Origin of the sequence: Streptomyces sp. NPDC000345 (assembly GCF_042898825.1) — a bacterium.
In the GTDB taxonomy this organism is placed as follows: Bacteria; Actinomycetota; Actinomycetes; order Streptomycetales; family Streptomycetaceae; genus Streptomyces.
In genome coordinates, this window is the sequence record NZ_JBIAZE010000009.1 from 1 (window position 1) to 19120 (window position 19120).

Sequence of the window (19120 nt, forward strand, 5' to 3'; positions counted from 1 at the left end):
CTTTGTACTCACCCTCTCGGGCTTTCCTCCGGGCGCTTCCCTTCGGTCTTGCGTTTCCGACTCTATCAGATCTTTTCTCGATCCGATTTCCTCGGCGCTTTCCAGGTTTCCGCTCTCGCGTTTCCCTTTCCGGCGTTTCCGACTCTATCAGATCCTTTCGGTGTCTGATTCCCCGTCAGAGGGGGTTGCCTTCCCGGCCCTCGGGCCGTTCCGACGTCTCAAACCTTAGCGGATCCGCCGGGCAGTTCCTAATCGGGCTGTCGGCCCCGAATCGAATTGAATTCGGGCATGCCTGAATTCAACCCCGTCGGGAGATCGTACTGTGATGTGAGGTGCCGCTTGAGCGGCGGGAGTGTCGTCGAAGAACCGTTCCGGCTCCCCGACAACCCGAAGAACTCTACGCACCCCCCAAGGGGCTGTCAAGCACCCCCTGTCAAGATCTTTTAGGGAGCGCTCGTCGCGGCCTCAGTCCAGGTCGCTGAGCCGCCCGCCGGCGTCCGGCTGCGCGTGCTCCACTCGGCGCAGGAGCCTGGTCAGGACCTCGCCGAGGGTGGTGCGCTCCCCCGGGGAGAGATCCTGGAGCAGGTCCTCCTCGAAGACCGTGGCCAGGCGCATCGCCTCCAGCCACTTCTCCCTCCCCTCCGGCGTCAGCTCCACGATGACGCGCACGCGGTTGGACTCGTCCCGTTCCCGGGTCACCAGTCCCTCGCCGACCATGCGGTCGATCCGGTGGGTCATCGCGGCCGGCGTCAGCCCGAGGCGCTTGGCCAGATCGCCGGGGCCCAGGCGATAAGGGGCACCGGAGAGGACGAGGGCCTTGAGGACCTCCCACTCGGCGTTGCTGATGCCCAGCTCGGCGGTCTGGCGGCCGTAGGCGACGTTCATCCGGCGGTTGAGGCGGGAGAGCGCCGAGACGATCTTCTCGACCTGGGGGTCGAGGTCCCGGAACTCGCGCTGGTAGGCGGCGATCTGCTCTTCGAGGGTCGGCTCAGTGGCGCCGGAGGGCTCGGCCATGGCCGCAGTATCGCACGGAGCCACTTTGCCTTGAAGTCCTTCGATGTGTACTCTTTAGCTTCGAACTTTAGCTTTGAAGTCTTCACTCCTAACTAGTGAGAGAGGTGAACGTGACCAGGGCGAAGGGCGCAGCGATGCGCCGGATCCACGTGGGCAACGCACTCAGCGCTTTCGGGCTCGGCTTCACGGTTCCCTACCTGTACGTCTATGTGGCGCAGGTGCGGGGGCTGGGGGCCATGACGGCGGGACTCGTGCTCGCCGTCTTCGCCGTGGCCGCGCTGATCGTGCTGCCGTTCGCCGGACGGGCGATCGTGCGGCGAGGTCCACTGCCGGTCCTGCTCGCCGCTCTGGTCACCGCCGCTGTCGGCGCGCTGGGTCTGGGGCTGGCAGGCAATGCCACCGCCGTCCTGTCCGCGGTGGCCGCGCTCGGGGCCGGACAGGCCGTGATGCAGCCGGCGCTGGCGACGATGATCGTGGACTGCTCGACGACGGAGACCCGGTCGCGGGCGTTCGCCACGCAGTTCTTCCTGCAGAACCTCGGGCTGGGCGTGGGCGGGCTCATCGGCGGTCACCTCGTCGACACCACGCGTGTCTCCTCCTTCACGCTGCTCTTCGCGATCGAGGCGGCGATGTTCCTGCTGCTGGTCGTGGTGATGGCGACGGTGCGGGTGCCGTCCGCCCCGCGGGTCGGGGACACGCCCCGGCGCTCCGGCCGGGGGAGCTGGCGTCAGCTGCTCGGCAACCGGGCCATGGTGCAGCTGTGCGTCCTGGGCTTCGTGTTGTTCTTCGCCTGCTACGGGCAGTTCGAGTCGGGGCTGAGCGCGTACGGGGTGGAGGCCGCCGGGATCTCGACCTCCGCGCTGGGGACCGCGCTGGCCGCCAACACCGCCATGATCGTCGTCGCGCAGTTCGCCGTGCTGAAGTTCGTCGAGCGGCAGAAGCGGTCGCGGGTGATCGCGGCCGTGGGGCTGATCTGGGCCGTGGCATGGGTCGTGGCCGGGTACGCGGGGCTCGGGCACGGCAGCCGGGAGATGGCGACGGCGGCGTTCGTCTCGACGTACGCGCTGTTCGGGCTGGGTGAGGCGATGCTGTCGCCGACGGTCGCGCCGCTGGTCGCCGATCTGGCGCCGAGCGGGATGGCCGGGCAGTACAACTCGGTGTTCGCCCTGGTGAAGCAGCTCGCGCTGGCCGTCGGTCCCGCGGTGGGCGGGCCGATGGCGGCCTCGCTGCACGCGCCGTACATCGTGACGTTCCTGCTGTTCTCGCTGGGGATCACCTTCCTCGCCCTTCGGCTGGGGCGGCAGCTGACCCCCGTGCAGGACCAGCCGTGGCTGGTGCGGAACCGGGTCGTGGCCAAGGGTGGGACCGTGGTGGAGCCCGTGGCCGCGGAGGCCTCAGGCTGCTCGAAGCCGGAGGGGCGGCCGTCGTTCTCGGAAACGACGGCCGCCCCTTCGTGTGTCGTCGGTTCGGTGGGATCAGCGCGGTCGGCGGGCCGCTGTCACCAGGGTGGCGCTGAAGGGGAAGGTGGTCGTGCCGGCCGGGAGAGCGGTGCGGATCGTGTCGGCCGCCTGGGTGAGAACGTGCTCGCCCGCCGATTCGGTGATCGTCTGGCCCCAGGGGATCGCGGAGAGGTGGCCGGGGATGTAGTCCTCCAGCGGCGGGAGGGTGATCGCGAAGGTCAGTTCGCGGTCGGCGACGTCGTGGAATCCCGAGCGGGCCAGGGTGGCCGTCAGGCGGCCCGCCGCGGTGAAGGCCGTCCTGAAGAACTCCGCCGCCTCGGGGGTGCCGTACCGCTCGACGGCCCGGAGCTGGGCGACGAAGTACGGGGAGTCGTCCAGGTGGGACCAGACCGTGGCGGCGAAGCGGCCTCCGGGGCGGGTGACGCGGGCCGTCTCGCGCAGGGCCGCGTCGAGGTCGGGGAAGAACTGGGCGCCCTGCTGGCAGAGGACGGCGTCGAAGGTCGCGTCGGGGTAGGGGAGGTCGTCGGCGGGGGCGGCGGTGAACTCGATGTCCGGGTAGAGGCGGGGGTGGCGCGCCACGGCGACCTTGAGCATGCCCTCGTTGAGGTCCGCGCCGGCGACCCGGCCGGTCGGGCCCGCCTGGGCGGCCGCGGCACGGGCCGCGAAGCCGGTGCCGCAGGCGAGGTCGAGGACGGTGGCGCCGGGGTAGAGGTCCACGGCGTCCACGAGTGCGGTGACGAAGGGCGCCATGAGGGGCGCGACATAGTGTTCGTAGCGCTCGGGGGCGCTTCCTTTGAGGTCGAATCCCGTTGCGTCTGCCATGGGGAGCTCCTAGCACCGAGGGACGTGTTCGCCTAGGTGTCACGCGCGGGGGAACGCATGTTCGAGGCTCTTCTCGGTCGGGTGGCGTCGGGTCAGTCGGCCGGTCTCGGGAGGACGAACTCGCACCACACCGCCTTTCCGCCGCCCGGAGTGCGCCGGCTGCCCCAGTGGGAGGCGATCGTGGCGACGATCGCGATGCCCCGGCCGGACTCGTCGCCCGGTTCGGCGCGGCGGCGGCGTGGCAGGTGGTCGTCGCCGTCGGTGACCTCGATGATCAGGCGGCGGTCGGTGCGGCGCAGGCGCAGCCGCATGGGCGGGGTGCCGTGCTGGAGGGAGTTGGCGACGAGTTCGCTGGTGGCGAGGACGCCGAGGTCGTGCAGGTCGGCGGGGAAGCGCCAGCTGGTGAGGACGCCGGAGGCGAAGGCACGCGCGCGGGGGGCCGCTTCGACACCGCCGAGGAGTTCCAGGGCGGCGTTGCGGAAGAGTTCGCTGTCGGCGCCGGTGCGGGCCGGGTGCTGGAGGACCAGGACGGCCACGTCGTCGTCGTGGTCGGCGGTGACGCCGGCCGAGCGGACCAGTCGGTCGCAGACGACCTGGGGGGTGCCGGTGGCTCCGGCCAGGGCGCGTTCGAGGGAGGCGATGCCTTCGTCGAGGTCCTCGTCGCGGCGCTCGACCAGGCCGTCCGTGTAGAGGACGGCGGTGGAGCCGGGGCCGAGGGCGATGGAGCCGGAGGCGTGGATCCAGCCGCCGGTGCCGAGGGGCGGGCCGGTGGGTTCGTCGGCGCGCTGGACATGGCCGCTGTCGTCGCGGACCAGGATGGGGAGGTGGCCCGCGGAGGCGTACACCAGCCGGCCCTCGTTCGGGTCGTGGACCGCGTACACGCAGGTGGCGATCTGGTTGGCGTCGATCTCGGTGGCGAGGCCGTCGAGGAGCTGGAGGACCTCGTGCGGGGGGAGGTCGAGGCGGGCGTAGGCGCGCACGGCCGTGCGGAGCTGGCCCATGACGGCGGCGGCGCGGACGCCGCGGCCCATGACGTCGCCGATGACGAGGGCGGTGCGGCCGCCGCCGAGGGTGATGACGTCGTACCAGTCGCCGCCGACGGCGGCCTCGGTGCCGCCGGGCTGGTAGGTGGCGGCGATCCGCAGGTCGTCCGGTTGTTCGAGTTCCTGGGGCAGGAGGGAGCGCTGGAGGGTGACGGCGGTTTCCCGCTGGCGGCGCTCGCTGGCTCTGAGGCGTTCGGCGGCCTCGGCGTGGTCGGTGACGTCGGTGGCGAAGATCAGGACCGCGCCGTCGCCGTTGTCCTCGGCGGCCGGGGTGCAGGTGAAGGTGTAGTGGCGGCCGTCGGGGGCCTTGCGGGACTTGAGGGTGCGGGGCTTGCCGCTGCGCAGGGCCTGGTCGAGGAGGGGCATGAGGCCGAGGTCGCGGAGTTCGGGCAGGGCGTCGGCGGCGGGTTCGCCGCAGGGGCGGACGCCGAAGGCCGCCGTGTAGGCGTCGTTGACGTAGGCGAGGCGGTGGTCGGTGCCGTGGACGAGGGCGACGAGGGCCGGGACGCGGTCGAGGACCTCACGGACCGGGAGTTCGTCCACGGCGGGCACGGGAGGCGGCCCGTCGGTCAGTTGTTCGGCGCGGGCCGCGGGTACGGAGCCGTCGCTCCGCCGGTCCGTGGTGGTGACCGTGTGCTCGGCCCGCGCTGCGGCGCGGCGCTGAGTTCCGGGGAGCCGGGCGCTCCAGCGCGTGAAGTTCACGAATCCTTGCCTCGTGTAGTCGTCGTCGGCCGGCTCCGGGCCCGGCCTGGGCTCCGGGGGCCGCGCGGCGGTGGCCCCGCATTGTTACAGCACCCGGGGAGTGGAGCACGTGGGAACAGCCTCGTGGGTCTCGCGGAGCGGGCGGTGGCCCGCCCCGGGCTCGGAAGGGGGCTCGGGAGGAGCTGTGAGCAGCAAGCAGTCTGGCAGTGTGGCCGCGGTCCGGGCCGACATTCGTCAGACGTGGGTGCGGCCGGGGGAGTTCCTGGATCGGGTCAGGACGACCCCTTCGAGTCGTCCGAAGACTCGCCAGAAGGCTTTCCACCGGCAGCGAGTTCGAACTCCGCACGGGGATGTTCGAGGGACCCCAGGGAGACGATCTCCCGTTTGAAGAGTCCGGAGAGCGTCCATTCGGCGAGCACGCGCGCCTTGCGGTTGAAGGTGGGCACGCGGCTGAGGTGGTAGGCGCGGTGCATGAACCAGGCGGGGTAGCCCTTGAGCTTGCGTCCGTAGATGTGGGCGACACCCTTGTGCAGGCCGAGTGAGGCGACCGAGCCGACGTACTTGTGGGAGTACGTGCGCAGCGGTTCGCCGCGCAGCGAGCGCACGATGTTGTCGCCGAGGAGCCTGGCCTGGCGCACGGCGTGCTGGGCGTTGGGGGCGGTCTCCTTGCCGGGTTCGCCGGCGGTCACGTCGGGGACGGACGCCGCGTCTCCGGCCGCCCACGCGTGCGTGACGCCGTCGATCGAGAGTTCGGGGGTGCATTTCAGCCGACCCCGTTCGGTGCGGGGGAGGTCGGTGGCGTCGAGGACGGGGTGGGGTTTGACGCCGGCGGTCCACACGACCGTGCGGGTCGGGAAGCGGGCGCCGTCGCTGAGCACGGCGACGCGGTCCGCGCAGGACTCCAGGCGGGTGTGCAGCCGCACGTCGATGTTGCGGCGGCGCAGTTCGCTGACGGTGTAGCGGCCCATGTCCTCGCCGACCTCCGGCAGGATCCGGTCGGAGGCCTCCACGAGGATCCACTTCATGTCCTCGGGCTCGACGTTGTGGTAGTAGCGCGTGGTGTAGCGGGCCATGTCCTCCAGTTCCGCGAGTGCCTCCACGCCCGCGTACCCGCCGCCGACGAAGACGAAGGTGAGGGCGGCGTCGCGGATGGCGGGATCGCGGGTGGAGGAGGCGATGTCCATCTGTTCGATGACGTGGTTGCGCAGGCCGATGGCCTCCTCGACCGTCTTGAAGCCGATGGCGTGGTCCGCGAGGCCGGGGATCGGAAGCGCGCGGGAGACGGAGCCGGGAGCGAGGACGAGCTCGTCGTACGTCAGCTGCCGGGGGCCGGCGCCCTCCTCGTCGGTGGCGAGGGTGGTGAGGGTGGCGGTGCGCTTGGCGTGGTCGATCGCGGTGACCTCGCCGACGACGACCCGGCAGTGCGGCAGGACGCGGCGCAGGGGGACGACCACGTGCCGGGGGGAGACCGCGCCGGCGGCCGCCTCGGGGAGGAACGGCTGGTAGGTCATGTACGAGTCGGGTGTGACGACCGTGATCTCGACCTCGCCCCGGTCGAGTTCCGGTTTCAGCCTCCGCTGGAGCCGCAGTGCCGTGTACATCCCGACGTAGCCACCACCGACAACGAGAATGCGCGCACGTTCCTTCACCATCCCATGACGCACCCGACGCCGGTGTTTGTCCACAGCCCCGACAACTTGTGTGACCGCGAGCCGGGCGTGCGCGGGGTTGGCCGAAACACCGGCGTGGGGGGCAGATGCGCAGGTCAGTGGGTGTGCGCCGGGGGGCAGGAAGGGGCGCAATCGGGACGTAACCGACCCGTACTCCGATCGGGGGGCGCTCCGTGCGGAACCTGCCCCTTCTGAATTGACTGCCTCTCAACTATGTTCTTGTCGACGGGGTGTCAGGGGGAAGCGCGCTCCGCGGGTCCGCGACGGGCGGGCCCTGGAAGCGCTCCCCTGTTCCACGCGCCCCGGCTTTCGATGGCGGGGAGAGTCTCCGGGGGGAGACGTCATTACCGGGGGATCATTCATGCACATTCAGGACACGCATTGGTCGTCCGCTTCCGCGCTTGCGCACGGTGGCGGTGCGAGCGCGGTGGGCAACGGACGCGGGGACGGCCCGCGGACCGCCCCGCTGCGCGTGGACGCACAGCGCAATCTGGAGCACGTCCTGCGGGCGGCGCGCGAGGTGTTCGGCGAGCTGGGCTACGGCGCGCCGATGGAGGACGTCGCGCGGCGCGCGCGGGTGGGCGTGGGGACCGTGTACCGGCGGTTCCCGAGCAAGGACGTCCTGGTCCGGCGGATAGCCGAGGAGGAGACGTCCCGGCTGACCGACCAGGCGCGGGCGGCTCTCGGCCAGGAGGACGAGCCCTGGTCGGCACTGTCGCGCTTCCTGCGGACCTCGGTGGCGTCTGGTGCCGGGCGGCTGCTGCCGCCGCAGGTGCTGCGCGTCGGGGCCTTCGCCGAGGACGGCTCCGAGGCTCCGGCGGCCGACGAGGCCCGGGTGCCGCAGCAGCGGACCCAGCCGGGCGGCGGTGAGCTGCGGCTGGTCACCGAGGGCGGTACGGCCACGGGTGCCTCCGTGGGCGGCCCGGGGTCCGTGGGATCCGTGGGCGACGACACCGGGGCGGCCGCGCTGCTCGACGTCGTGGGCCAGCTCGTGGAGCGGGCGCGGGCGGCGGGCGAACTGCGGGCGGACGTGTCGGTGTCGGACGTGCTCCTCGTGATCGCCACGGCGGCGCCCTCGCTGCCGGACCCGGCCCAGCAGGCGGCGGCGTCGGCACGGCTGCTGGACATCCTGCTGGAGGGTCTGCGCTCGCGGCCGGCTTCCTGAGCGGCGGGGCCCGGGGTCACTCGTGAGGGTGACCGGGGTGCGGGGCGCGCCGACGCCCCCGCCCCGGTCCGCCCTGCCCGGACCTGTGCCGCATGCCCCTCTTACGCTGCAACTACTGCTCACAGCAAGGCAGTTGAACCGCACGCGCAGGGGTGGGAGTCGGTACGGGACTCCCCGGCAGGTACGCCCGGGCAGGTGCGGGGCTGTCCAGCCGGATCCCGCCCCGAAGCCCGTCTGGCACGCTGACCCGATGTCGGGACGGGCTGGGCAGGCGGCGGGGGCATTCCGCGATGAGCGTTGACGGGCGGGACGAACAGGTACCGAGCCAGGGCAGGCGCGTGAACTCGCCGCTCCGGGACCTGCCGGCTGCCGACGCCGAGCTGATCGGGCGGATGCGCGCGGGCGACGACACGGCGTACGAGGAGCTGTACCGGCGCCACGCCGACGCCGTGCGCCGGTACGCGCGCACGTGCTGCCGGGACGCCCACACCGCCGACGACCTCACCGCCGAGGTCTTCGCCCGCATGCTCCAGGCGGTACGCGGCGGCTCGGGACCCGAGTTCGCCGTCCGCGCCTATCTCCTCACCTCCGTCCGGCGCGTCGCCGCGGGCTGGACGCGGTCGGCGAAGCGGGAACAGCTCGTCGACGACTTCGCGGTGTTCGCCGCGCACGCCTCCCGCCCCTCACGGGCACGGGACGACACGGCGGCCGCCGGTGATTTCGGGGCGGGACACGACATGGGCGCCGATGTGCGGGCCCTGCACGAGGCCGAGCAGTCCATGGCCATGCGGGCCTTCCGCTCCCTGCCCGAGCGCTGGCAGGCCGTGCTGTGGCACACCGAGGTCGAGGACGAGTCGCCGAGCGAGGTCGCCCTGCTCTTCGGCCTCGACGCCAACGGCACGCGCGTGCTCGCCGGCCGCGCCCGCGAGGGCCTCAAGCAGGCCTATCTCCAGGCCCATGTCAGCACCACCCTCACCAGCGACGTGGACTGCGCCCGGTACGCCGACCGGCTCGGCACCTACGCCCGCCGCCGGCTGCGCACCCGCGCAGAACGCGGGCTGCGCCGGCACCTGGAGGAGTGCGCACGATGCCGGCTGGCCGCCCTCCAGATCGAGGAAGTGGCCGGTGGCATCCCCGCCGTGGTGCCGGTCGCGGTCATCGGCTGGTTCGGCGCCGCCGGGTACGCCAAGGCGCTCGAACTCATCGCCGGCGGTGCCGGAGCGGGCGCGGCGGCAGCGGGCGCGGCGGGTGCCGCGGGGGCGGCCGTCGCGGCGGGCGGCGGCTCCTCCGGCGGGGCCGGTGGGGGTGGGGCGGTGCCGGAGGGGCTGGGCGGGCCCGTGAAGGCCGGGATCGCCGCCGGTGTGGTCGCGGTGGCGGTCGCCGCGGTGGTGCTCGCCCTCGCCGGCGACGACAGCCCCGCCGGGCGGCCCGAGGCCGCGCCTGAAGCCTCCGCGCCGGTGGCCGGGCCGCGGGAGCCGGCACCCACGCCCGCACGGACGGCGAAGTCACCCGAGCCGGACCCGCCGACGGTCGTCCCGGCGGCGGCCCCGCCCCCGAAACCCACCGCCGCCACGCCGCGAACACCCCAGCCGCCGCAAGTCCCGACGCCCAGGCCGGTCCCCACGCCGCCGCGGCCCGCCCCGGCCCCGACGTCCCCGCCCACGCCCCCGTCCGCCCCGACCGTCCGTCCGCCGAGCGAGCTGTCCTTCGAGGTCCCCGGCGACGGCGCCGGCCCCGGGATCCGGCTGGGCGGCCGCGGCCGGGTGTGGCAGCGCGAGGTGCTGTCGATCGCCGGCCGGACATACGCGCGCGGGGTGACCGTGCACGGCGAGTCCGCCGTCACCGTCGGCCTCCACCGCGCGTGCGCCTCCTACGCCGCTCTGGCCGGCGTCGACGACCTGACACCGACGCTCGGCAAGGTGTCCCTCTCCGTCCACGCCGACGGGGTCCGGCTGCGGACGTCCGGGACGGTCGAGGGCGGCGACGCGGCCGTGTCCGTCCGGGTGGACCTCGGCGGCCGTGCGACCGTCCGGCTGGTGGTCGAACCGCACGGCCCCGTCGACGGGGCCGCCCCGGCGGACCGGGCGCGGGCGGAGTTCACCTGTGCGTAGGGGGCGTGTCCAGCGCCGGGTGGGCGCGGACCGCGTCGGCGAGTTCCTGTAGGACGCCGGCCGCCGTGAGGGCCGTGCCGCGGGCACGCTCGGCCTCATGACACCCGGCACCCAGCGCCTCACGGGCCGCACCGTCCGCATGCTCGGCACGCGCACGGTGCGGGGCGGGGCGGGCGTGCCCTCCGCGCAGGGTGTCGGCTGCCGCCAGCAGTCTCACCGTGCGCGGGAAGTCCCCGAGCCGGGCCAGCAGGTCCGCCGCGCCGTCCACGACCGTCGACGTGATCGCCTCGGCGCAGCGGTCGGCCAGGGCCCGGCGCAGCGTGTCGAGGTACATCGGCAGGCCGTGCTCGGGGCCGGACTCCGCGGCGACGACGTCGGCGTGGAGCATGTTCAGCGCCGCCGTGAACTGCGGGGGCGGGGTGCCCCGCCGGATCTCCGCGAGGGTCGCGTCGCACAGCTCGCGCGCGCGGGCGACGTCACCCTGCTGCAGCGTGATGTGGGCGCGCAGCAGCACCACGAACGCCCGGGCGTCCGCCGCTCCGTAGCGGTCGGCGGCGGCGTTCGCCTCGTCCAGCGCCTTCATGGCGCCGACGAGGTCGCCCGAGCGGTAGCCGATCTCCGCGAGGCGGGCCATCAGGAACGGCGTCTCGGTGTACGCGCCGACCTCGTAGGCGAGCCGCAGCGCCTCCCGGTACTCCCGCTCCGCCTCCGCGAACCGGCCGCGGGCCATCTCCGCCTCGGCGGCCGCGCTGCACACCTGGGCGCGCATCCAGCGGTCGCCGACCCGACGGCTGATCGCGCGCAGCTCCGCCAGGTCGTCGTCCACGCCCTCGAGGCCGCCGGGCGAGTCGACGGTCATGTGCGTACGGAACATCAGGGTGCAGCCCAGTTCCCAGTCGCCGCCGTACTCGCGGCAGTTGGCGACGGACACGTCCAGGGTGCGGCGGACGTCGACCGTGTCCCGCATCTGGAACGCGGTCAGCGGCCACAGCATCCCCGGCATCCGGGCCGCCTCCGGGCCGCCCGGCTCGAAGCGGGACTGAAGGCGCAGAAGGTAGGCCCGGTAACGGGGGGTGCCCTCCACCTTTCGGGGCTCGGACTCCGAGAGCAGGAACAGATGCAGCATCCGCAGGTTCGTCCGCCGCGCGTATCTCGGATCCCCGCGGTTCTCCGCCTCCCCGCCGGCCGGCTCGTCGAGGGCGGCGTCGACCGGGTCCACGGCGGCCATGCGCGCGGCGAGGTCGGCGGGGTCGGGGCGGCACGCGCGGCCGGGGGTGGGTGAGGTGTCCGCCGGGGGGACGGGGAGGGAATCCAGGGCCGTGCCGAGGCGCAGGGTGCGGTCGGCCCAGGCGGCGCCCTCGTGACGGTAGTTGCGCAGCCACCAGAACCAGCCCATGGCGAGACAGAGGGCGGCGGCCTCCTCCTCGTCGGCCGCGGCGATCGCGCGCTGGATCGCCACCCGGACGTTGTCGAGCTCGGTCTCCAGGCGGGAGATCCAGGGGAGTTGCTCGGCGGAGCGGAGCAACGGGTCGGCCTTCTCGACGAACGCGCGCGCCCACGCGCGGTGCCGGCGCTCGGCCGCCTCGCGCGCGTGCGGGTCCTCGGCGGCGCGCTCGACGGCGTACTCGTGGATCGTCTCCAGCATGCGGTAACGCATGCCGCCACCACCGTCGCCCTCGTACGGGGCCGCCACGACCAGGGACTTGTCGACGAGCGCTCCGACGAGGTCCGCGACCGGACCGGTGCACACGGCCTCGGCGGCCTCCAGGTCCCAGCCGCCCGCGAAGACGGACAGCTCGCGCAGCAGGGTCCGCTCCGGTTCGTCGAGGAGGTCCCACGACCAGTCGACGACGGCGCGCAGGGTCTGCTGGCGGGGCAGGGCCGTGCGGCTGCCGGAGGTGAGGAGGCGGAAGCGGTCGTCGAGACGGTCGGCGATCTGCCGGGGGGTGAGCAGCCGGAGCCGGGCGGCGGCCAGCTCGATGGCCAGGGGCAGACCGTCGAGCCGCCGGCAGATCTCCGCGACCGCCTCCTCGTCCCGGCCCTGCGGGGAGGCGTCCGCGGTGGGGCGTACGGCGGCGGCGCGCTCCCGGAAGAGGCGGTGCGCCTGGTCGGGGAGGAGGGGTTCGACCGGGCGGACCGACTCGCCGGGGACGCCCAGGGGTTCACGGCTGGTGGCGAGGATGGTGAGCCCCGGGCAGCGGGTGAGGAGGGTCTCGGCGAGGGTGGCGGCCGCGTCGATCACATGCTCGCAGTTGTCAAGGATCAGGAGCAGGCCGCGCGGGGCGCAGTACTCGACGAGCAGGGCGACCGGGTCGTCCTGCGGGGTCGCCAGGTCGGTGGCCATCAGCACGGTCTCGCGCAGACCGAGGGCGCTGACCACCGCGCCAGGTACCGCCTCCGGCCGGTCGAGGGGTGCCAGCTCGACCAGCCACGCCTGCGGGAGCCCGGCGGCGGCTTCCTCGGCGAGACGGGTCTTTCCGGAGCCGCCCGGTCCGGTGAGGGTGACGAGGCGGGCCCCGCGCACTTCGGAACGGATGGCGTCGAGCTCGGGTTCCCGGCCCACGAAAGAGGTGAGGCGCGGACGGAGGTTGCCGGTGCGTTCCGGGGCCCTGGGCGGGGTGAGGGGGGTGCCGCGCCGGTGCTGGGGGCGGTTCAGGAGCTCGGTGTGCAGGGCGCGCAGGCCGGGGCCCGGGTCGGTGCCGAGGCCGTCGGCGAGGGTGCGGCGGGCGGTCTCGTACGCGGCGAGGGCGTCGGCCTCGCGGCCCGAGTCGCGCAGGGCGCGGATGAGGAGGGCGTGCAGCGGTTCGTCGTACGGGTGGGCGGCGGTGAGTTCCCGGAGGCGGGGTACGGCTTCGTGGGCGCGGCCGAGGCGGAGGTCGGCCTCGGCGCGGGCGCGGGTGGCTTCGAGGTGCAGGGCCTCGGGGCGGGCGGCGGGGGTGCGGTCGGGGAGGTCGGCCAGCGCGGGGCCGCGCCAGAGGGCGAGGGCGTCGTCCAGGGTGCGGGCGGCGGCTGCCGCGTCGCCGCCGTGCTGCAGGTCGGTGGTGGCCTGGCGTACGAGGCGTTCGAACACGTGGAGGTCGACGTCGTCCTCGGTGGCGGTGAGGCGGTAGCCGCCGGGGGTGGAGGTGACGGTGTCCTTGCCGAGGGTGCGGCGGAGGCGGCCGATGAGGGCCTGGAGGGCGGCGGGGGCGTCCTGGGGCGGGGCGTCGGGCCAGACCTCGTCGATGAGGGTTTCCGGGGAGGTGGGGTGGCCCGGGCGCAGGGCCAGGGCGGTGAGGAGGGCCCGGAGGCGGGGGCCGGGGACGGGTATGAGGGTGCCCTGGTCGTCCTCGGTCTGGGTGACGCCCAGGATGTTGAACCGCACGGGGTCATTGTCGCCGGGGGTGGGGCCGGGGGCCGCGTCTTTTCGCGTTGCCGGTGTCGGTGCGGCGGGGCGGGGCCGCAGGCCGCCGGTTTCGGGGGCGGGGGTGGGGACGCGAGCCCGCGCTCACGGGGTGCCGCTGCGCCCACCCGTGCCGCCCCCGCGGCACGACCGCACGCGGCTGGGCCGGCACGACCGCCCGCGGCTATGCGGGGCCCGGAGAGACCGCTCGTCGTTGGGGAGCGATGCCGGCCGGTACCGCGCGGGTGCGGGCCGGGGTTCCCGTCCAGCAGGTGCCCCGGCGGGACAGCAGGCGGCGGAGCCACAGTTCCAGGGAGATCAGGTCGGCCAGGCCGTCCAGCGGAAGGGGCTCGCCGGAGGCTGCCGCCCGGACCGCCTTGCGGACCACCCTGGCCTCGATCAGGCCCGCTTCGGCGAGGAGGGGGGCGTCGAAGAGGGTGAGGAGGGGGTCGGTGGCCATGCGGAGCCCGGCGCGGGCCGCCGTCGTGGTGCCGTGGCCGGGGGCGCCCCAGCCCGGCGGGAGGTCGGTGATGCCGGCGCCCTTCAGGACGGTCCGCAGGATGGACGCGCGCGCCCCGGGCTGCACCCGCAGGGTCTCGGGCAGCAGCCGGCAGGCCCGTACGACCTGGTTGTCCAGGAAGGGGGCGTGCAGGCGCTGGGAGCGGATCTCGGCGGCCTGTTCGAGAATGCGCAGGTCGGCCGCGTGGCGGGTGAGGGCGGCACGCGCGCGGTAGTCGCCCGGGCGCTGGCCGGGACCGATGCCGGCGCGGTGGGCCGAACTGTGCAGCAGAACCGATACTTCAGCCAGTGCCTCGCCCGTCAGCCAGCGCGCCGCGGGGCCGGGCCCGGCCCACGTCAGGGCCGCCAGCGAGGCCCCGACCGCGCCTCCCGGGTCGTCGCCGAAGCTGCGGTGCAGCAGGCGGTCGGCGAGGTTCTCCACGCCGGCCCGGTACGGCGTACGGGCGAGTCTTCGGGCCGCTCCGTACACGCGCGCGGGGACCAGGACGGAGCCGTCGGCCTTCGTCAGCGCCGCGACGGGGCGGACGAGATGACGACGCTTGCGGTCCATCAGAAGGTCCGCGAGACGGGCGGGGTGGGCGTCCAGGACCTGGCGGGCGCCGTAGCCGGTGAAGTGGTCGGCGCTGCCCGCCGCGAGACGCGCGCGATGGCGGGCGGCGGCGACCAGGCTGGGCCCGGGTTCGTCGGTCAGCGGACCGTCCAGGTCGGCGTACGGCAGGGTCTCCTCGCCGCCGGCCACGACGACGTGGTGCAGGCGCGGGTTGGCGGCCAGCGCGCCGGCCCGTTGCAGTTCCTCCTCGCGGCCGCGCGTCGTCAGGTCGTTGAAGGTGACCGCCAGCAGTCGCTCCCCCGCGCCCGTGCCGTGGCCCAGGACCGTGCCCGGCCTGCCGGGCAGGCCCGCCGCCAGCAGGGCCAGCGTGCCGGAGGCGAGGCCGCCGGAGAGGTCCGCGCCGATGCCCGGCACCGGCATCCCGCGCGCGGCACGCCGTTCGGCAGGGCCCATTCCGGGCACCGGACCGGGATCGATGTCGGGCACGTGTCGAGGCGCCGACAGACGCGCGCGTACCGCGTCTACGAGCGCGTCGCGTACCGCGTCGACCGCGCTGTCCGGGTCGGCGGGCGGTGCCGCCACGGCGAGGGAGGCGACCGGGTCGTACCCGGCGATCTCGCGCGCCCCGGCGCGCAGGATCAGCGCATGCCCCGGCGGAACCCGCCGCACGCCGTCGTACGGCGTGGAGTCGTGCAGGGCGGCCGGGACGTCGGGGGCGGCCAGCAGCGCCGCCAGGTGGCCGAAGTCGAGGTTGGCCTCGATGAGGTCGGCGAGCGGCAGCGCGGCCGTCGCGTAGGCGGTTCCGCCTGCCCAGGGGGTGTGGAACACCGGCCGGGCACCCGCGAGGTCGCCGCAGACGGTGATGCGCCGGCCGACCTGGACGACCGCGGTGTAGCTGCCCGGCCAGGCCGTCAGATGGCGGAGTGCGCCCCCTCGCGCGGCGAACAGTCCGACGCGCAGCTGCTCGTCGCTCGCCCCGCAGATGCCGAGCACCGCGATCCGGGTCCGGGCGTCGGCCCTCACCACCCGGACCTCGTCGGGGCGCCAGTCACCGACCGCCCACAGCGGATCGGGGTCACCCCACAGGAGTTGGGAGCCGACGGGCTGCAAGCTCTCCCCGTCGTAGCCGATGTGGCCGCCGTAGGTGTCGCCGTCGTAACGGCCGTCGTCGCGAGGACCGGTGCCGACGGCTCCGCCCAGCGCACCCGCGGCGGTGCTGCTCCATCCCACCAACCACCGCATCGACGCCTCCACGGGCCGTGGACAACCGAGTGCACCGTACGAACGGTTCACCATGCTGCCACGAAGAACGCGCCACAGCGGGAGGCGGCGCCGCTTGTGATCCGTGGAGTGCGCCCGCGTGAGCGCGTCGGCGCGGGTCGGGGCACCCGAGCGCACCCCGGTGTCTGCGACACGAATGCGCCCCCGGTACGCTCCCCCAAAACGCCCTGCGCGCCCTCGATTTCCATGGTCGGAGGCGTTGTCACCCATGGAACGCGGGGTCGATTTTCGGCCAAATCCGGCGCGGACGAAGCGAGTTGCGCGTCCCGCGCGCAGGCTTCGCACACGCTCCGTACACACGCGCGTGCCCTTCACGAGCCGCGCCGGCCCGGGAGGCGGAGTACGCCCCCCGGACCGCTCCGCCGCCCGCGGGGATGAAGGCGGCGGTGTCCCCCAGCCCACTGGATCCAGTACAGCGGGCCGACCCACGCACCACCCATGGAACCGCTCCCCCCTTGGCCGGAGAAGAGCGCACACACGGGCGCACGGCCACACAGCGGGAGCACGCGGCGACGGACCGTGCCGGAGCCCGCACTGCAGTACGGACCACAATCCCGCCAACCGGCAGAATGCCCCTTAACGCTTGGGATGCGGCGAACTACGCTGGGTTTACGAATGCCGCGTGGTTATGCCAGCGCGGCAGCCGTCTGTGTCGAGGGGTGGCGCAATGTCCAGGGAGCAACGCGGGCCGAACGAAAAACTCGGCGCCGTTCTCGCCCTCGCGGGAATCAGCAACGCAGGACTCGCACGACGCGTCAACGACCTTGGCGCTCAACGCGGGTTGACTCTTCGCTACGACAAGACGTCCGTGGCGCGCTGGGTGTCGAAGGGCATGGTGCCGCAGGGCGCCGCGCCGCACCTCATCGCGGCCGCCATCGGACAGAAGCTCGGCCGCCCGGTGCCGCTCCACGAGATCGGCCTGGCGGACGCGGACCCCGCGCCCGAAGTGGGCCTCGCCTTCCCCAGAGACGTCGGCCAGGCCGTGCGCTCGGCCACCGAGCTGTACCGCCTCGACCTCGCCGGCCGCCGGGCCGGCTCGGGGGGCATCTGGCAGTCCCTGGCCGGATCATTCGCAGTAAGCGCGTACGCGACCCCCGCCTCGCGGTGGCTGATAACCCCGGCCGACAGTTCGGTGGCGCGTGAGGCCCATCCCCTGGAGGGGTCCGGCGCACCGCTCAAAGTCGGCCACAGCGATGTGCAGAAACTGCGGGAGGCCGCCGAGGACGCCAGGCGCTGGGACTCCAAGTACGGGGGCGGCGACTGGCGTTCGTCGATGGTGCCGGAGTGCCTGCGGGTCGAGGCGGCGCCGCTGCTGCTCGGCTCGTACTCCGACGAAGTCGGGCGCGCCCTGTTCGGGGCGAGCGCCGAACTGACCCGGCTCGCGGGGTGGATGGCCTTCGACACCGGCCAGCAGGAGGCCGCTCAGCGGTACTACATCCAGGCGCTGCGCCTCGCGCGCGCGGCGGCGGACGTGCCGCTCGGCGGATACGTGCTGGCATCGATGTCGCTGCAGGCGACGTACCGGGGCTTCGGCGACGAGGGCGTCGACCTCGCCCAGGCCGCCCTGGAGCGCAACCGGGGGCTGGCCACGGCCCGCACGATGAGCTTCTTCCGTCTCGTCGAGGCACGCGCACATGCCCGCGCGGGGGACGCGCAGGCCGCCGGGGCGGCCCTCAAGGCCGCCGAGAGCTGGCTGGAGCGGGCCCGCGACGGCGATCAGGACCCGTCGTGGCTGGGTTTCTACTCCTACGACCGGTTCGCCGCCGACGCGGCCGAGTGCTACCGCGACCTGAAGGCGCCGCGGCAGGTGCGGCGCTTCACCGAGCAGGCCCTTTCCCAGCCGACGGAGGAGTTCGTGCGCTCGCACGGGCTGCGGCTCGTCGTGTCCGCGGTGGCCGAGCTGGAGTCGGGGAACCTCGACGCGGCGTGCGAGCAGGGGGTGCGGGCCGTGGAGGTGGCCGGGCGCATCTCCTCCGCCCGGACCACGGAGTACGTGAAGGACCTTCTGCACCGGCTGGAGCCGTACGGCGACGAGCCGCGGGTGGTGGAGCTGCGGGAGCGGGCCCGGCCGCTGCTGATGGCCCCCGCCTGACCAGGCCGGAGAGCACACCCCGGCGCTCGCGTTTGAAGTGACTGTCAGTGGCGCAGTGCACTATCGGAGGCGGAGGTGGTTCAGGTGGTGGCGTACGACTGTGACGTGCTCGTCGTCGGTGGAGGCATCGTCGGGTTGTCCACCGCGTACGCGATCACTCGCGCCGCGCCGGGCACCCGGGTGACCGTGCTGGAGAAGGAGCCGGGTCCGGCCCGGCACCAGACGGGGCGCAACAGCGGGGTCATCCACAGCGGGGTCTACTACCGGCCCGGGTCGCTGAAGGCGCGGTACGCGGTGCGGGGCGCCGCCGAGATGACGAAGTTCTGCGCGGAGTACGGAATCGCGCACGCCGTCACCGGAAAACTGATCGTCGCAACGGAGCGGGACGAGCTGCCGCGCCTGCACGCACTCGTACAGCGCGGCCGGGAGAACGGCATACCGGTGCGGGAGCTCGGCGCCGCCCAGATCGCGGAGTACGAGCCGGAGGTGCGGGGCCTCGCGGCGATCCATGTCGGGACGACGGGGATCTGTGACTTCACGGCGGTCGCCCGGCTGCTCGGCGAGGCGTCCGGCGCCGAGATCCGCTACGGCGCCGAGGTGGCCCGGATCGACCGGCGGGCCGGCCTCGGCGTGGCCGTGCTCACCACGCGCGGCGAGGTCGTACGGGGCCGGGTGCTGGTGAACTGCGCCGGGCTGTACTGCGACGAGATCGCGCGGCTGACGGGGGACGAGCCCGGGGTGCGGATCGTGCCGTTCCGGGGCGAGTACTACGAGCTGGCGCGGCCGGAGCTGGTGCGGGGGCTGGTGTATCCGGTGCCCGACCCGGCGTTCCCGTTCCTCGGGGTGCATCTGACCAGGGGAATCGACTCAGGGGTGCACGTGGGGCCCAATGCCGTGCCGGCTCTGGCCCGGGAGGGGTACGGATGGGGTGTCGTACGGCCGCGGGAGGCGCTGGCGACGGCGGCGTGGCCCGGTGTGTGGCGCATGGGGCGCCGGCACTGGCGGTACGGGGCCGGGGAGCTGCGGCGGTCGGTGTCCAGGAAGGCGTTCGTGAAGGCGGTGCGGCGGTTGCTGCCCGCGGTGGAGGAGGGGGACCTGGTGCGCGCGGCGGCCGGGGTGCGGGCGCAGGCCGTGCTGCGGGACGGGACGCTGGTGGACGACTTCCTGATACGGGAGGGGGCGTGCGCGGTGCATGTGCTGAACGCGCCCTCACCGGCGGCGACGGCCTCGCTGCCGATCGGCCGCGAGGTGGCCCGCAGGGCCCTGGAGGTGCTGGGCACCCGGTGAGCCCGGTGCGCCCGGTGAGCGG

10 protein-coding genes and 1 pseudogene are annotated in these 19120 nt (G+C 73.9%); 5 read left to right on the plus strand and 6 right to left on the minus strand.

The features are described 5' to 3' along the window. Window positions 1–465: 465 nt before the first annotated feature. Complete coding sequence (locus ACFY30_RS21955; RefSeq protein ID WP_390846854.1) at window positions 466–1014, minus strand: MarR family winged helix-turn-helix transcriptional regulator; 549 nt, start codon at window positions 1012–1014, stop codon at window positions 466–468. A gap of 134 nt (window positions 1015–1148) precedes the next feature. On the opposite strand from ACFY30_RS21955, the pseudogene ACFY30_RS21960 reads away from it, so the two are divergent. After that, window positions 1149–2405 (plus strand): annotated as a pseudogene (locus ACFY30_RS21960) (MFS transporter); the annotation flags it as partial. Between the two features lie 84 nt (window positions 2406–2489). On the opposite strand, the gene ACFY30_RS21965 reads toward ACFY30_RS21960, so the two are convergent. From ACFY30_RS21965 to ACFY30_RS21975, 3 genes are all read right to left on the minus strand, one after another. Continuing rightward, a complete protein-coding gene (locus ACFY30_RS21965) occupies window positions 2490–3296 on the minus strand; it encodes a class I SAM-dependent methyltransferase (protein ID WP_390846855.1) in 807 nt (268 codons plus the stop codon). A 92-nt stretch (window positions 3297–3388) separates the two neighbouring features. Continuing rightward, window positions 3389–5041: a SpoIIE family protein phosphatase gene (locus ACFY30_RS21970; RefSeq protein ID WP_390662332.1), complete on the minus strand. Its 1653-nt coding sequence runs from the start codon at window positions 5039–5041 to the stop codon at window positions 3389–3391. A gap of 272 nt (window positions 5042–5313) precedes the next feature. After that, on the minus strand, window positions 5314–6693 hold the full coding sequence (locus ACFY30_RS21975; RefSeq protein ID WP_390846856.1) for an NAD(P)/FAD-dependent oxidoreductase: 1380 nt from the start codon (window positions 6691–6693) through the stop codon (window positions 5314–5316). Window positions 6694–7072: 379 nt separating this feature from the next. Between ACFY30_RS21975 and ACFY30_RS21980 the strand changes: the two genes are divergently transcribed. Beyond that, on the plus strand, window positions 7073–7876 hold the full coding sequence (locus ACFY30_RS21980) for a TetR/AcrR family transcriptional regulator (protein ID WP_390846857.1): 804 nt from the start codon (window positions 7073–7075) through the stop codon (window positions 7874–7876). Between the two features lie 290 nt (window positions 7877–8166). After that, window positions 8167–9987, plus strand: a complete 1821-nt coding sequence (locus ACFY30_RS21985) for a sigma-70 family RNA polymerase sigma factor (protein ID WP_390846858.1) — start codon at window positions 8167–8169, stop codon at window positions 9985–9987. Here the strand turns inward: ACFY30_RS21985 and ACFY30_RS21990 are convergent. Both ACFY30_RS21990 and ACFY30_RS21995 read right to left on the minus strand, forming a co-directional pair. After that, a complete protein-coding gene (locus ACFY30_RS21990) occupies window positions 9974–13351 on the minus strand; it encodes a BTAD domain-containing putative transcriptional regulator (RefSeq protein ID WP_390846859.1) in 3378 nt (1125 codons plus the stop codon). The two genes, ACFY30_RS21985 and ACFY30_RS21990, sit on opposite strands and share 14 nt — an antisense overlap. Window positions 13352–13553: 202 nt before the next feature. Then, on the minus strand, window positions 13554–15680 hold the full coding sequence (locus ACFY30_RS21995) for an asparagine synthase-related protein (RefSeq protein WP_390846860.1): 2127 nt from the start codon (window positions 15678–15680) through the stop codon (window positions 13554–13556). Between the two features lie 706 nt (window positions 15681–16386). On the opposite strand from ACFY30_RS21995, the gene ACFY30_RS22000 reads away from it, so the two are divergent. Together ACFY30_RS22000 and lhgO are read left to right on the plus strand one after the other, a co-directional pair. Continuing rightward, a complete protein-coding gene (locus ACFY30_RS22000; protein WP_390846861.1) occupies window positions 16387–17811 on the plus strand; it encodes an MFS transporter in 1425 nt (474 codons plus the stop codon). Between the two features lie 87 nt (window positions 17812–17898). After that, window positions 17899–19098 carry an L-2-hydroxyglutarate oxidase gene (gene lhgO / locus ACFY30_RS22005; protein WP_390846862.1) on the plus strand — a complete coding sequence of 400 codons (1200 nt, stop codon included), beginning with the start codon at window positions 17899–17901 and terminating at the stop codon, window positions 19096–19098. The last annotated feature ends 22 nt before the right edge of the window (window positions 19099–19120 follow it).